The 14,653-nt window shown below is 37.1% G+C and carries 12 protein-coding genes; 6 read left to right on the forward strand and 6 right to left on the reverse strand.

Going from position 1 to position 14,653, the window contains the following annotated elements:
• Position 1: 1 nt before the first annotated feature.
• Both T367_RS0111790 and T367_RS0111795 read right to left on the reverse strand, forming a co-directional pair.
• Positions 2–748, reverse strand: a complete 747-nt coding sequence (locus T367_RS0111790) for a signal peptidase II (RefSeq protein WP_027420029.1) — start codon at positions 746–748, stop codon at positions 2–4.
• Between the two features lie 11 nt (positions 749–759).
• The gene (locus tag T367_RS0111795; RefSeq protein WP_027420030.1) at positions 760–1,137 is read right to left on the reverse strand and encodes a TraR/DksA family transcriptional regulator; all 378 of its coding nucleotides are present in this window, start codon (positions 1,135–1,137) and stop codon (positions 760–762) included.
• A 187-nt stretch (positions 1,138–1,324) separates the two neighbouring features.
• Here T367_RS0111795 and T367_RS0111800 point away from each other — a divergent pair, with 187 nt between their 5' ends.
• Complete coding sequence (locus tag T367_RS0111800; RefSeq protein ID WP_027420031.1) at positions 1,325–1,963, forward strand: NAD(P)H-dependent oxidoreductase; 639 nt, start codon at positions 1,325–1,327, stop codon at positions 1,961–1,963.
• A 30-nt stretch (positions 1,964–1,993) separates the two neighbouring features.
• Positions 1,994–3,787 carry an excinuclease ABC subunit UvrC gene (gene uvrC / locus T367_RS0111805; RefSeq protein WP_027420032.1) on the forward strand — a complete coding sequence of 598 codons (1,794 nt, stop codon included), beginning with the start codon at positions 1,994–1,996 and terminating at the stop codon, positions 3,785–3,787.
• Positions 3,788–3,836: 49 nt separating this feature from the next.
• Here the strand turns inward: uvrC and T367_RS23970 are convergent, their stop codons facing one another.
• The 4 genes from T367_RS23970 to T367_RS25495 all read right to left on the reverse strand — a co-directional run bounded on the left by T367_RS23970 (position 3,837) and on the right by T367_RS25495 (position 11,789).
• Entirely contained in the window at positions 3,837–5,735 is a 1,899-nt protein-coding gene (locus tag T367_RS23970) for a glycine-rich protein (RefSeq protein WP_051568516.1), read from the reverse strand.
• A gap of 3 nt (positions 5,736–5,738) precedes the next feature.
• The gene (locus T367_RS0111815) at positions 5,739–7,730 is read right to left on the reverse strand and encodes a T9SS type A sorting domain-containing protein (RefSeq protein WP_027420033.1); all 1,992 of its coding nucleotides are present in this window, start codon (positions 7,728–7,730) and stop codon (positions 5,739–5,741) included.
• Positions 7,731–7,856: 126 nt separating this feature from the next.
• Positions 7,857–9,722: a T9SS type A sorting domain-containing protein gene (locus T367_RS25490; protein ID WP_027420034.1), complete on the reverse strand. Its 1,866-nt coding sequence runs from the start codon at positions 9,720–9,722 to the stop codon at positions 7,857–7,859.
• A 39-nt stretch (positions 9,723–9,761) separates the two neighbouring features.
• Entirely contained in the window at positions 9,762–11,789 is a 2,028-nt protein-coding gene (locus T367_RS25495; RefSeq protein WP_157454211.1) for a T9SS type A sorting domain-containing protein, read from the reverse strand.
• Positions 11,790–11,983: 194 nt separating this feature from the next.
• Between T367_RS25495 and T367_RS0111830 the strand changes: the two genes are divergently transcribed.
• Genes T367_RS0111830 through T367_RS0111845 form a run of 4 tightly spaced genes read left to right on the forward strand, consistent with a single transcriptional unit; the run spans position 11,984 to position 14,642 of the window.
• Positions 11,984–12,853, forward strand: coding sequence for a YicC/YloC family endoribonuclease (locus T367_RS0111830; protein WP_027420035.1), 870 nt, complete (start codon positions 11,984–11,986; stop codon positions 12,851–12,853).
• Between the two features lie 31 nt (positions 12,854–12,884).
• Positions 12,885–13,460, forward strand: coding sequence for a guanylate kinase (gmk, locus tag T367_RS0111835; protein WP_035843487.1), 576 nt, complete (start codon positions 12,885–12,887; stop codon positions 13,458–13,460).
• Positions 13,460–14,107, forward strand: coding sequence for a nicotinate (nicotinamide) nucleotide adenylyltransferase (gene nadD, locus T367_RS0111840; protein ID WP_084274408.1), 648 nt, complete (start codon positions 13,460–13,462; stop codon positions 14,105–14,107). Before gmk ends, nadD begins: the two co-directional genes overlap by 1 nt.
• Before the next feature lies 1 nt (position 14,108).
• Positions 14,109–14,642 carry a CopD family protein gene (locus T367_RS0111845; RefSeq protein ID WP_027420038.1) on the forward strand — a complete coding sequence of 178 codons (534 nt, stop codon included), beginning with the start codon at positions 14,109–14,111 and terminating at the stop codon, positions 14,640–14,642.
• Positions 14,643–14,653: the final 11 nt, after the last annotated feature.

Below are 14,653 nucleotides of genomic sequence, written 5' to 3' on the forward strand. Positions count from 1 at the left end.
ATTATTCTTGACCTGCAGAAGGTTCTGCAACAGCTAAATCTTCTTCAACATCGCTTTTTGATTTGGTTGTTTGACCAAAATATTTTCTGTACTTAACTAGAATTAAGCCAACACCAATTGAGATTACGAAATCAGCAAGATTCCATATTGCACTAAAAATTTCTTTACCAGCTTTGATATCTACCAATTCAGCTCCACCAAGCCAACTCGGTAAAGTTAAATTTAAAGTCGGCATCCAGCTAGGCCAAACAGTAGTAAACTGGAACATATCCACAACACTTCCCAATAAAAAACCATGCGGTCTTAATTTAGGATACATTGTTTCTGGATCCATTATAAATTGATTGTTGGCATCCGTTGCTAAATTCCACGTAATATTAGGATCAATCGAATAAATCAAATCATAACAAACACTATCAATTAAGTTGCCAGTTGCACCAGCAACAACAAGACTAACGGCGATAACCATTCCAAATGGCGCCGTTTTTTCTTTTATGATTTTTCTGAGGTAGAATATAATTCCAGAAATCACAATTAATCTAAAAAGCGACAAGGTATATTTTGCAAAAGCACCAGAACCTAAAGTTGCTCCGAATGCCATTCCTTTATTCTCTACATAATACAATTGTAAAAATCCAGAAATCAAATTTTTAGTTTGATATGGGGCAAAGGATTCCTTGATCCAAATTTTTATAATTTGGTCAACAATTAAAATCGATGTGATTATTATGATTACTTTCCGTCCCAAAGTGTAAGTCTTTATCCTTGTGCATTCTTAGCATCAATACTAAGTGTAGCATGAGGAACTAACTTCAATCTTTGTTTTTGTATAAGTTTTCCAGTAACTCTGCAAATTCCGTAAGTTTTATTCTCAATACGAATTAAGGCATTTTTCAAGTTTTGGATAAATTTCTCTTGTCTAACAGCTAATTGTGCCATTTCTTCACGAGAGATCGTTTCCGACCCATCTTCCATCATATTAAATGATCTTCCAGTATCATCAGTACCGTGATCATCACTGTGATCGAGCTGTCCTCTTAATAAATCTAAATCAAGTTTTGCTTCAACTAATTTCGCTTCGATCAACTCTTTGAATTCGAGCAAATCAGCATCTGAATATCTTACCAAGTCTGCCATTGTATACTATTAAATTATCAAAACGCAAATATAACCTAAATCTCATTAGATTAGACGAAGCAGATTGATTTTAACCGTAAAATTTTCTTTTTTTTAATATTGCCTACTAAAATCGCTTCAAAGCGATGTATATTTGTACTAATACTGGTGTCAATTTGACTGTTTTTAAAGGATATGCACAGTAAATATGGAAAACAAAATAATCTCTTCGCTTCGTCAAAGGTATGCAACGCAATCCTTCGATTCAACAAAAATATTAACAGAACAGCAAGTTGCATCAATTATTGAAGCTGTTAGACTCACCCCAACATCCTACGGATTACAATTAATGAAAGTAGTTGTTGTAGAAAACAAAGAAAAAAGAAAGGCTTTAGTCGGCGCATCATACGGACAGAAACAAGTTGACGAAGCTTCCCATTTATTCATTATTTGTCGTGAAGTAAAGATTAGTGAAGCATTAATAAACGCTTATGTTCAAAACATTTCTAAAACGCGACAAATAGAACTAGATCAACTAATTGGATACAGAGACATGATGGTTCGTTCAATTTTAACAATGCCGATTGAACAACAAAATCACTGGATGGAGAAGCAAGTATACATTGCTTTGGGTAATTTATTAAATGTCACAGCACTTTTAGATTTAGACGCCTGTCCAATGGAAGGGTTTTCAGTAGACCAATATATTGAAATATTAGATTTAAAATCATTAAATCTTGTACCAATAATCGCTGTTCCAATTGGACATAGACATCAAGATGACAGTAGATCAAAAGACAAAAAAGTACGCCGATCTATATCTGATTTTATGATACAAATTGATTAATATAAAGAAGTAGAAAGGGGTAAGTTCTATATGTTTGAACATTTAAGAGATAAAATAAAACACATTCCAAATTTGCCTGGAATTTACCAATACTTTGATAAAAATGACGTCATCATTTATATTGGCAAAGCCAAAGATTTAAAAAAAAGGGTCTCATCCTACTTTAATAAATCGAATAATGACAGTGCTAAAACAGCAATTCTCGTTCGAAAGATAGTTGACATCAAATATTTGGTTGTTGATACAGAATTAGATGCACTGCTTTTAGAGAATAACCTCATTAAAAAATACCTCCCGAAGTATAATATTCAATTAAAAGATGATAAAACATATCCTTGGATCTGTATTAAAAACGAACCGTTTCCGAGAGTGTTTTCTACCAGAAGAGTCGTAAAGGACGGTTCGGATTATTACGGTCCCTACGCATCTGTTAAGATGATGTATACTTTACTAGATTTAATCAAGGATGTTTACCCTTTGCGTACTTGTAAGTTGAATTTATCGAAACAAGAAATAGAGGCTAAAAAGCACAAAGTTTGTTTAGAGTATCATATTGGCAATTGTTTAGGTCCATGTATCGGAGCCGAAACAACAGCCGATTATCAAAAATATATAGATGATATTAAATCGATTCTAAAAGGAAATATTGGATCGGTTATCACAGAACTAAAAAGGTTGATGCGCCAATTTTCTGACGAACTAAAATTCGAAGAGGCATTGGAAGTTAAAAACAAAATTAGCAGCCTACAAAATTATTATTCCAAATCGGCCATTGTTAGTCCTCGAATTCATAATGTGGATGTGATTAGCATGACTGAGGATGATAAATCTGCCTATGTCAACTTTTTAAAAATCAGCAACGGCTCCATCATTCATGGTCACACCGTAGAGGTTAAGAAAAAGCTAGATGAAACAGACGAAGAAATCATTTCGTTTGTTTTAATTGATATGCGCAATCGTTTTGGCACCGAATCAAAAGAGGTTATTACGGATGTCAAATTGAATAAAAATTTTGCAGATTTAACCATTACGAATCCGATTAGGGGTGATAAAAAAGCACTTTTAGACTTGTCTCAAAGGAATTCTAAATTCTTTATGTTGGAAAAGCATAAACAAGTCAAATTGATTGATCCCAATCGTCATACCGAACGAATTATGGAGACGATGAAAAAGGATTTAAGATTAAAGGAACTCCCACGTCATATAGAGTGTTTTGACAACTCGAATTTTCAGGGAACGAATGCTGTTGCTGCTTGTGTTGTATTCAGGGATGGTAAACCAAGCAAAAAAGAGTACAGGAATTTTAATATTAAAACAGTTGTTGGACCAGATGATTTCGCATCGATGGAAGAAGTTATTTTTCGAAGATATCGTCGTCTTTTAGATGAAAACCAAGAACTACCTCAATTAATCATAATAGATGGAGGAAAAGGGCAGCTGAGTTCTGCCTTAAAAAGCATAGACAAATTAGGGTTAAGAGGAAAAATAACCGTGATCGGTATTGCCAAAAAATTAGAAGAAATATATTTCCCTGGAGATTCTATTCCAGTCTATATAGACAAACGTTCAGAATCGTTAAAAATCATTCAACATTTAAGAAATGAAGCCCATCGATTTGGGATTACGCACCATAGAAATAAGCGAAGTAAAAATGCATTAGGAACAGAATTAACGAACATTCCAGGCATTGGTGAGAAAACCGCTGAACAATTAATTCAACACTTCAAGTCGGTTAAGCGCGTAAAAGAGGCGACTAAAAATGAATTAACAAAAGAGGTTGGACTTTCCAAAGCAACTTTATTGATAAAATATTTTAACCTATAAAAAAAGGCCTTCATTTCTGAAGACCTTTTCTACAATTTATTTGATGTAATTAGTTTTTAATAATCGGAATCTCAACAGTCTTTTCTGCTTGTTGAATTTTCAAGATATATTGTCCACTTTCAAAATCATTTAAAGCTATACGTGTTTGATTTAAATCACGCCCTATTAGCACTTCTTGACCTGTTATTGAATATAGCGTGAACGTAAATTCGCCTTTTAAACTCACATTTACAACCTCGTTTGTTGGATTTGGGAATACATTAACCTCAATATCATTTAGCGATTCAACTCCTAATTGTGTTTCAATAGTCATCGATTCTGAACCAGAACAAGTACCTGCATCTTTCACAACTACCACATAATCACCACCTGCAATTCCTGTTAAATCTTCTGTATCATCAAAATCACCTGTACCATCATTATCCCAATCAAAAGTATATGGAGTTGTACCTCCAGTAACATCAATATCAATAGCTCCGTCATCGCCCATCACTTCTGCAGTTACAGTATAAGTAATTTCAATTGGTGCACCAACTGTTATGGTGATTTCACCTTCTGCTTCACATCCATTTTCATCTTCAATTTCAACTTCGTAAGTATACGTTCCGATGGTACCAATTGTGAAAGGAATACCATTTTCAACTGGGCTATCCCAATCATATTCAACACCACCTGTAGCGGTTAAAGTCACCTCATCACCTTCACAAATAATAGTATTATCAGCTGTAATCACTAAAGATGGTTCAGGATGAACGACAACAGTCACTTCATCATCAGCAACACATCCAAATTCATCAGTTCCAGTCGCGATATAAGTATGCGTACCTTCTTCAGGATACAAAATACCTCTATCAGTTATATCACCTGGACCCCATTCGTATGTTTCAGCACCATCCCCATAAAGAATTAAAGATTCACCTTGACATAATTCAGATGGAGCTGCGTTTGCAACAACTGTTGGGAAAGGACGCACATTAATTTCAACAACCGCATTACAATCATCTGGACCAGTACTATTAGCTGTATAGAAATAAACCCCTGGAGCACCTGGAATAAATGGGACTCCATCTTCTACACCGTCTTCCCAAGAAATATCACCACCAGTATCAGATTCAGCAGTTAATGTAATATATTCGTTAATACACGGATCATAATCTGTAACAGTTAGAGATAAATCATTACATAAAATTGTTATAATAACTTCCCCATTACCTTCTCTTAGTCCAGCCATTGTTTCGCCGTCAACAAGTCCTTCAATATAAGAAGAACCTCCACCTGCTGAAGCTTGTCCTGCGCCAGATCCGCCACCATACCAACCGCCACCGCCGCCGCCGTTGTGTGCATCACCTGGGCCACCACCTACTCCGAATGTTCCCCCAGTAGCAGCACCATAACAGCACCCTGCAGTTCCACCAGCAACTTGCGTTCCTCCGCCTCCACCAGTAAATTCATCCATATCTTCTCCTGCCAGTCCATTTAAACCACCTCCGTCACCACCATTACTTGGTGATGAACCAAAAGTCGCAGCTCCGCCACCTCCAGCAACAATCACACGATCATCTAATCCATAAGGTGCTTTTCGAACATCAGACGCTCCTCCACCAGATCCAGCATAACTAGAACCTGATCGACCACCTCCATTAAATCCACCGGCTCCTATCGTAACTCCTTCTCCTCCTACATATATTTCTAAAACCTCACCTGGAGTAACAGTTAATTGTCCAACAGCATACCCCCCCTTTCCAGGAATTGGTGTAACTCCTCCAAAAACTCCTGTTCCTCCTTCTGCACCCCATGCTTCTACTTGAATTGATCCGACATCATCGGGAACTGTATAATACTGTACACTACCTGTATAAGAAAAAACCTCTTCTTGTGCAAACAAGAGATTCAATACTAAACCTTGGATAGCGAATAATCCCAATACCGTTAATAATTTTGTTTTCATATTTTAATTTTTTACAACTTTAATTAATTTGGATGCATCCTTCGTTTTTACAGTTAAGTAATAAACTCCAGTTTCAAAATCACCTAAGTTCAATTTAGTTTGGTTTATAGCATTACCCAATGTTAAAACCGAACCATTCATGGCATGAAATTCATAACTAAATTGTCCTTCTACCTGTATAGTGATATGATCATTACTTGGATTCGGGAAAACATTAACTTCTAAATCTTTTAGTGTTTCAATTCCCAATTGCGTTTCAATTGTCATCGATTCTGTATTCGAACAAGTACCTGCATCTTTAACAACCACGACATAATCACCTCCTGCAATTCCAGTTAAATCTTCAGAATCGTCAAAATCACCAGTTCCATCATTGTCCCAATCAAAAGTATATGGCATTGTTCCTCCAGTTACATCAATATCAATAGCTCCGTCATCGCCCATCACTTCTGCAGTAACAGTATAAGTAATTTCAATCGGTGCACCAACTGTTATGGTGATTTCACCTTCTGCTTCACATCCATTTATATCTTCAATTTCTACTTCATATGTATATGAACCGATCTCATCAAGTGTAAAAGGAATACCATTTTCAACTGGGCTATCCCAATCATATTCAACGCCCCCAGTAGCGGTTAAAGTCACCTCATCACCTTCACAAATAATAGTTTTATCAGCAGTTATAACTAAAATTGGTTCAGGATGAACAACCACAGTCACCTCATCATCAGCAACACAGCCAAACTCATCTGTTCCAGTTGCGATATAAGTATGCGTACCTTCTTCAGGATAGATCACATCACGATCTTCAATATCACCAGGACTCCATTCGTAAGTTTCAGCACCACCACCATATAAAATCAATGATTCACCTTCACATAATTCTGAAGGTGTTGCGTTGGCTACAACTGTTGGAAAAGGGCGTACGTTAATTGTCACAATTCCTGCACAATCATCTTCACCTGTACTATTCACAGTATAAATATAGGTTCCAGGTGCTCCTGGAATAAAAGGCACACCATCTTCAACAGCATCTTCCCACGTTGTAATTCCTCCAGTTTCAGATTCAGCACTTAGCGTAATATATTCGTTAATACAAGGATCATAATCTGTTACCGTTAAACTTAAGGCAGAACAAGTAACTTCAATAATAACAGAACCGTGCTCAGTACCAACACCTGCGATATTCTCTGGTGAAGTACCTCCATTATACGAACCGCCGCCACCGCCGCCGTTAAACTGACTTCCGATAGCTTCACCGCCGCTACCCCCACCACTGTAGCCACCCCCGCCGCCGCCACCAACAGATCCACATCTACCATTATTACCACCTCCGCCGCCAAAGCCGCCATCAGCAGCAGTATCATCATCACCACCACCACTTCCACCTTCACCACCTAACAATGGTTTAACACCTCCAGTACAATAAACGGCACAATCATGTTCACTTCCATCATTCCCACTTGTTAACCAACCAGTTCCTCCACCAGCCCATGCTACTACAGCAGGAGTAGTTGCTCCATTTCCGTCAACACCTCCACCATCAGGCATTCCAGCACCATCAGTTGCATCTTCTGTTAAAACAGCATCTAAACCATCTTCAAATTCTGATGATCTTCCGCCACCGCCACCACCACCGGCAGCTATTAATAATTCTTCCGTATCGTCTATCCAAACAAAAGACCCTCCACCTCCGGCACCAACATAACCTCCGTCATTTCCTTTCTCACCCACCAATATTTTGAGTGTTTGACCGGGAACAACAATAAAATCACCAGCAATACTAGCTCCATCTCCTGCAGCACCGGCCTCACCTGTGACTCCAACTCCTCCTGCTGCTCCAACCGCAGTTATCCGGATATTTGAAACACCGTCAGGAACTACGTAATCAACAATTTCTCCCGTATATTCAAAAGTTTCTTGTGTATATGCAAAGATTCCTTGAATAAATAAAAAAATAATCAAGTAAGATTTAAGTAATAAGTTTTGCTTCATAGCATGAATTTTAAATTTTTATTAAAATACAAATATTATCCGGAATCAGCTTTACTATCTCGCCAATTTTCAACCTTTTAACCAAAAAAAAGCCTCCAGAACTGGAGGCTTTAATGAATAAATTAATTATTGCTTAATTACGGGAATTTCAACAATATTAACACCTTGTTGAATTTTCAAAATATATTGCCCTTTCTCAAAATCATTCATTGATATAAACGTTTGATCGAAATCCTGTCCTAATAAAATTTCTTGTCCTGAAATTGAATACAGTGTATAGGTAAATTCACCTAATAAATTAACATTCAAAATATCACTTGTTGGATTAGGAAACACATTCACTTCCAAACCATTTAATAATTCAAGACCTAATTGCGTTTCAATTGTCATTGATTCTGTACCTGAACAAGTACCAGCGTCTTTTACAACAACGACATAATCACCACCTGCAATTCCAGTTAAATCTTCAGGATCGTCAAAATCACCAGTTCCATCGTTATCCCAATCGAAAGTATATGGCACTGTTCCTCCAGTTACATCAATTTCAATAGCACCATCATCTCCCAATACTTCTGCAGTAACAGTATAAGTAATTTCAATTGGAGCGCCTACAGTAATTGTGATTTCACCTTCAACTTCACAACCGTTGACATCTTCCATTTCAACTTCATATGTAAAAGATCCAACAGCATCTATTGCGAAAGGTATGCCGTTTTCAACTGGACTATCCCAATCATATTCGACACCTCCACTTGCAGTTAGCGTAACCTCATCTCCTTGACAAACAACAGTTTTATCAGCAGTTATAACTAAAATTGGTTCAGGATGAACAACCACAGTCACTTCATCATCTGCAACACAACCAAATTCATCTGTTCCAGTAGCAATATAAGTATGCGTTCCTGCTGCAGGATAAATCACATCACGATCAGCTATATCTCCAGGACTCCATTCGTAAGTCTCTGCACCACCTCCATATAAAATCATTGATTCGCCTTCACATAATTCAGTCGGCGCAGCATTTGCTATAACTGTTGGAAAAGGACGTACATTAATTTCAATAACAACTGAACAATCTTCAGGACCTGTACTATTTACTGTATAAGAATATAAACCTGGAGCTCCTGGTATAAATGGCACACCATCCTCTACACCATCTTCCCATGATATTTCACCACCAGTTTCAGATTCGGCAGTTAACGTAATATATTCGTTAATACAAGGATCGTAATCAGTTACTGTTGTTAACAGCGGAAAACATAAAGCAGTTATAATAACTTGACCTGGACCGGCGTTCGCACCTGGTGTATTATCTTGATCTTCACCTGCGTTATAAGAACCGCCGCCACCGCCACCGCCAGTACCATCACCACTAAACATTCTCACTCCGCCACCACCAGAATAACCGCCACCAGCACCCCCAGCAAAAGTTGTACCAACACTTGCTCTACAATGAATTGCTCCACCGGGAGAACCTTCACCATCTTCACCAGCTGAAAACCAACCGCCGCCGCCGCCTGTTCCCCACTCTCGCTCGCCAGCCTCACCACCTTCACCACCAACTCCTCCTGGACTACCAATATGAATTGGTGGAGCCGTTCCATCTTCCGTTATAACAGCGTCTCCACCATCAGTATCTCGGCCACCTCCGCCACCACCAGCAGCAATCATTAAAGTACCATCTTCACGAGCTACATACGATCCATCACCTCCTGCATTCAGACCAGCGGGATTTCCACCAGCATAAATAGTCAATTCTTCACCTGGCACAACTGCAAAAGTTCCAATCATAATAGATCCAGAACCTCCAACACCACCATTATCGGTTCCTTTGGCCCCTTTGACTTCTAATTGAATTGAACCAACTCCTCCCGGAATTGTGAAAATAATCTCATCCCCTGTATAGTCGATTGTTGCCAATTGACCATAACTTATACTTGAAAATGAAATTCCAAGTAAAACAAACAATGTAAAAAAGTAATTTTTTTTCATAACATTAGATAATTTTTAAATAATTAAATTTTCATGGCTTTAAATTTTGAGGAATTTAAAAGTCTTTGAAATCGTACCTTGTTCAACTGTAATAAAATAAGCTCCTTTTGCTAAGCCGTTAATTTCAATATTTTTATTATCAATGAAGTTTCCATTCGTAATAATTTTACCGGAAAGATCTGTTATACTATAAATAAGCTGACCTTTGGACGAAAGCGTTATCACAGAACTTGCAGGATTCGGATAAATTTCCATTTGAAACAAATCATTTGACCCAACACCCAATTGAGTATCAACTGTGATAGTTTCAGATTTAGAACAAGTACCAGCGTCTTTTATAACAACGACATAATCTCCACCAGCAATTCCCGTCAAATCTTCAGGATCGTCAAAATCACCAGTTCCATCGTTATCCCAATCGAAAGTATATGGCATTGTTCCTCCAATTACATCAATTTCAATAGCACCATCATCTCCCAATACTTCTGCAGTAACAGCATAAGTAATTTCAATTGGAGCGCCTACAGTAATTGTGATTTCACCTTCAACTTCACAACCGTTGACATCTTCCATTTCAACTTCATATGTAAAAGATCCAACAGCATCTATTGCGAAAGGTATGCCATTTTCAACTGGACTATCCCAATCATATTCGACACCTCCACTTGCAGTTAGCGTAACCTCATCTCCCTGACAAACAACAGTTTTATCAGCAGTTATAATTAAAATTGGTTCAGAATGAACAACAACAGTCACTTCATCATCTGCAACACAACCAAATTCATCTGTTCCAGTAGCAATATAAGTATGCGTTCCTGCTGCAGGATAAATCACATCACGATCAGCTATATCTCCAGGACTCCATTCGTAAGTCTCTGCACCACCTCCATATAAAATCATTGATTCACCTTCACATAATTCAGTCGGCGAAGCATTTGCTATAACTGTTGGAAAAGGACGTACATTAATTTCAATAACCGCACTACAATCATCTTCTCCAGTACTATTTGCTGTGTAAGAATATAAACCTGGAGCTCCTGGTATAAATGGTACACCATCTTCTACTCCATCTTCCCATGATATTTCACCACCAGTTTCAGATTCGGCAGTTAACGTAATATATTCGTTAATACAAGGATCGTAATCAGTTACTGTAGTAACTAAAGCACTACAAGTCACTTCGATTGTTACCATACCATTACTCGTACCAACACCTTCAATATTCTCTTGCATGGTACCATCATTAAATGATCCGCCACCACCACCGGCATTATATTGACTTAACACTATTTCTCCACCACATCCACCACCACTATATCCACCGCCGCCACCACCGCCAACAGCTCCACAACGCGCATTATTGCCTCCACCGCCGCCAAAGCCGCCATCAGCATTATTTCCAGCAGATCCACCACCGGTTCCGCCAAGACCTCCTGATAATGGAGTATCACCACCCGTTGAATTATACGTACATAAATGAATCGTTCCATCATTACCTCCCGACAACCAACCAGCGCCACCACTAGCCCAATTAATAGCAGATGGATCAGTACCTCCGTTACCTCCTATACCACCGCCATCACTAAAACCGCGTCCATGTGTACCTTCTTCTTCAATTGATGCATCTACACCATTTGTAAACTCTCCACCAGCATCGGTAGCACCGCCACCGCCACCACCACCTGCAGCTATTAATAAATTTTCTGTGTCATCATCCCAAACGAAACTTCCACCTCCGCCACCTCCGGTATATAAAGCGCCACTACCTTCTCCTCCTACAATTATCTTAAGCACCTGACCAGGAATAACAATAAAATTGCCAGCCATACTTGCACCATTTCCCTTCTCGCCACTACTCAAAGCAGTACCCTCACCTCCAGCGGCACCAACTGCCGTGATACGAATATTGGAAACACCATCAGGCACAACATATTCTTGAATAGTGCCTGTATAATCATAAGTCAGTATTTGAGAATAACTCAAATTAACAGATGTTAAAACAAATAATGTTAAAATCCCTTTAGTAAGTAGATTAGTAAGTAGATTAGTAAGTAGATATCTTTTCATAGCTAATTTTTTTAAAACTTTAGGAAGATATTAAAATAAAATATACTAAGCAACTACAAGTGTCAATATATTATTCTAAACGTTAAAGTCTTAACAAAGAGAGGGTGTCTGTTTAATTACTAACAGCATTACACGTTTAGTTAAATATTAACTCTACTTTATTTAGTATTTTTGCATAAAAATTCGCAAAAATTATGTTGCAATCAATGACAGGTTTTGGAAAGGCTTCTGGTATTTCTAAAAACAAAAAAATAACAGTCGAAATTAAATCGCTGAACAGTAAGAATTTGGATCTCTTTGTAAAAATGCCATCTGAGTATAAACAGAATGAAATCGAACTTCGAAAAATTATCAGCTCAGCAGCCGATAGAGGTAAAGTTGAATGCTCTATTCAAGTTGAAATGGTTGGTAAATCGACATCGAATAAAATAAATACTGAAGTCCTTGATGCGTATTACCACCAACTATCTCAAATAGCAGAAAAGTTAGATTTAAAGAACGAAAACTTACTGCCTACATTGATGAGAATGCCAGACATTTTTACAACAGAACAAGTTGATATAGATCCAGACGAATGGGACTTTATCGTTAAACTTGTTCATGAAGCTGTAGAAGGTCTAATTGAATTCAGAAATCAAGAAGGCGCATTATTGTATGACGAATTTAAAATACGAATCGATAATATCAAAGCTGCATTTGCACAGTTGCCGCAATATGAAAATGATAGAATTGAAAGTATTAAAGAACGTATAAAGAATAACCTTTTAGAACAAGTTGGTGTAAAAATTGACCAAAACAGATTCGAGCAAGAGCTTATTTTTTACATTGAGAAATTTGATGTTTCAGAAGAAAGACATCGTCTAGAAAACCATTTAAATTATTTTATGGAGACACTTGACGCTACTTCATCAAAAGGCAAAAAACTTGGTTTTATCACGCAAGAAATTGGAAGAGAAATCAATACTTTAGGCTCTAAATCTTACCACGTTGAAATGCAAAAATTAGTGGTTGAGATGAAAGATGAATTAGAGAAAATTAAAGAGCAAGTTTTAAACAGTTTATAATTTGTAAATTGACCGACTATTATCTAATGAAATGGATGAAAAAATAACAGGTAAATGTTTAATATTTTCCGCACCATCTGGAGCGGGTAAAACAACCATCGTAAAATACCTATTGCGCAATTTGCCAAATTTGGCATTCTCCATATCTGCAGCATCAAGACAACCTCGTGGACGTGAAGAAAACGGCGTTGATTACCACTTCTTTTCCGTTGAAGAATTCAAAGCAAAGATTGCCAATGATGATTTTATAGAATGGGAAGAAGTTTATAAAGATAATTTTTACGGTACTTTAAAATCAGAAGTTCAAAAGCAATGGGACGCTGGAAAAACTGTTTTGTTTGACGTAGATGCAATAGGAGGAATTAACCTCAAGAAAATATTTGGATCAAATGCCTTATCCATATTTGTACAACCTCCTTCATTGTTTGTACTTGAGCAAAGATTAAAGAATAGAAAAACTGAAAATAGTGATCAAATTAAAATGCGACTTGAAAAAGCAAATGAAGAATTGAGCTATGTCAATCAATTCGATTACGTTTTAATGAATGACAACCTCGAACAAGCTTGTTATGAGATCAAAAATGTTGTTGAATCATTCATAAAATAATGGAAAACGATATAAATAATTTGATAGATGGTTTCGCAGGTAAAGAGCCTGTTTACGAAAAAAAAATCGGTTTATATTTTGGCTCGTTTAACCCAATTCATGTCGGTCATTTAATTATTGGCAATTACATTGCCGAAACGCCAGAAATTGACGAAGTATGGTATGTTGTTAGCCCGCATAATCCACATAAAAATAAGGCCAATCTTTTAGAGGATTATCATCGTTTGGCATTGGTAAAAGCAGGGGTCGAAGCCAACCCAAAATTAGCAGCCAGTGATATTGAATTTGGTCTACCAAAACCTTCTTATACCGCTTATACTTTACAAGCATTAAAGGAAAAACATCCATCTTATCTTTTCACGTTGATAATGGGCGAAGACAATTTAAACACCTTGCATAAATGGAAGAATTTCGAGCATATCATCGAAAATTACCCAATCATCGTTTACCCGCGTGTTTTACGTGAAGATGAACCAACAGAAGCAAGTGAATTATTGAAAGCAGCAAACATTTCGTTTTGTGATGCGCCAGTGATGAATGTGTCTGCGAGTTTTATTCGCCGTATGATTAAAGAGCAAAAAGACGTTCAATACTTATTAACCGAACCGGTTTTTAAATACCTCGACGAAATGAATTTCTATAAATAAGATGTACCAAACTGTATTAGCTTTACATATTATTTTTATTGTAACATGGTTCGCCGGATTGTTTTATATCGTTCGTCTTTTCGTTTACCATAGTGAAACGAAAACAAAAACCCCAACCGAACAAGAAATCCTCATTCCTCAATTTAATTTAATGGCTAAACGACTTTGGTTCGGAATTACTTGGCCCTCTTTTATTTTAACAATCATTCTTGGCCCAACCCTATTATACCTAAATCCCGCTTTACTATCTGCAAGTTTCATGCATGTCAAATTAACCCTTGTTTTAGGATTGATTATCTATCATTTTCTTTGTCACCGATTTTTTAAGCAACAACAAATTGGTTCGGATACCAATACATCTAATTTTTATAGAATCTGGAACGAATTGGCCACCTTATTCTTAGTTTCTATCGTATTTATTATTATTTTAAAGAATAATGTGAATTGGATTTATGGGACATTAGGCTTTATTTTATTCGGTGTCATTTTAATGATGGCGATTAAGGTTTATAAAAAGATTAGAGAGAAAGTATAAGTTTAAACAAA

The organism is Crocinitomix catalasitica ATCC 23190 (assembly GCF_000621625.1).
In the GTDB taxonomy this organism is placed as follows: Bacteria; Bacteroidota; Bacteroidia; order Flavobacteriales_D; family Crocinitomicaceae; genus Crocinitomix; species Crocinitomix catalasitica.

Bases quoted from the DNA above. Each gene is read 5' to 3' on its own strand.
- T367_RS0111795 (WP_027420030.1), bottom strand. From the start codon at position 1,137: ATGGCAGACTTGGTAAGATATTCAGATGCTGATTTGCTCGAATTCAAA.
- uvrC (WP_027420032.1), top strand. From the start codon at position 1,994: ATGTTTGAACATTTAAGAGATAAAATAAAACACATTCCAAATTTGCCT.
- T367_RS23970 (WP_051568516.1), bottom strand. From the start codon at position 5,735: ATGAAAACAAAATTATTAACGGTATTGGGATTATTCGCTATCCAAGGT.
- nadD (WP_084274408.1), top strand. From the start codon at position 13,460: ATGGAAAACGATATAAATAATTTGATAGATGGTTTCGCAGGTAAAGAG.
- T367_RS0111815 (WP_027420033.1), bottom strand. From the start codon at position 7,730: ATGAAGCAAAACTTATTACTTAAATCTTACTTGATTATTTTTTTATTT.
- T367_RS0111830 (WP_027420035.1), top strand. From the start codon at position 11,984: ATGTTGCAATCAATGACAGGTTTTGGAAAGGCTTCTGGTATTTCTAAA.
- T367_RS0111800 (WP_027420031.1), top strand. From the start codon at position 1,325: ATGGAAAACAAAATAATCTCTTCGCTTCGTCAAAGGTATGCAACGCAA.
- T367_RS25490 (WP_027420034.1), bottom strand. From the start codon at position 9,722: ATGAAAAAAAATTACTTTTTTACATTGTTTGTTTTACTTGGAATTTCA.
- T367_RS0111845 (WP_027420038.1), top strand. From the start codon at position 14,109: ATGTACCAAACTGTATTAGCTTTACATATTATTTTTATTGTAACATGG.
- T367_RS25495 (WP_157454211.1), bottom strand. From the start codon at position 11,789: ATGAAAAGATATCTACTTACTAATCTACTTACTAATCTACTTACTAAA.
- gmk (WP_035843487.1), top strand. From the start codon at position 12,885: ATGGATGAAAAAATAACAGGTAAATGTTTAATATTTTCCGCACCATCT.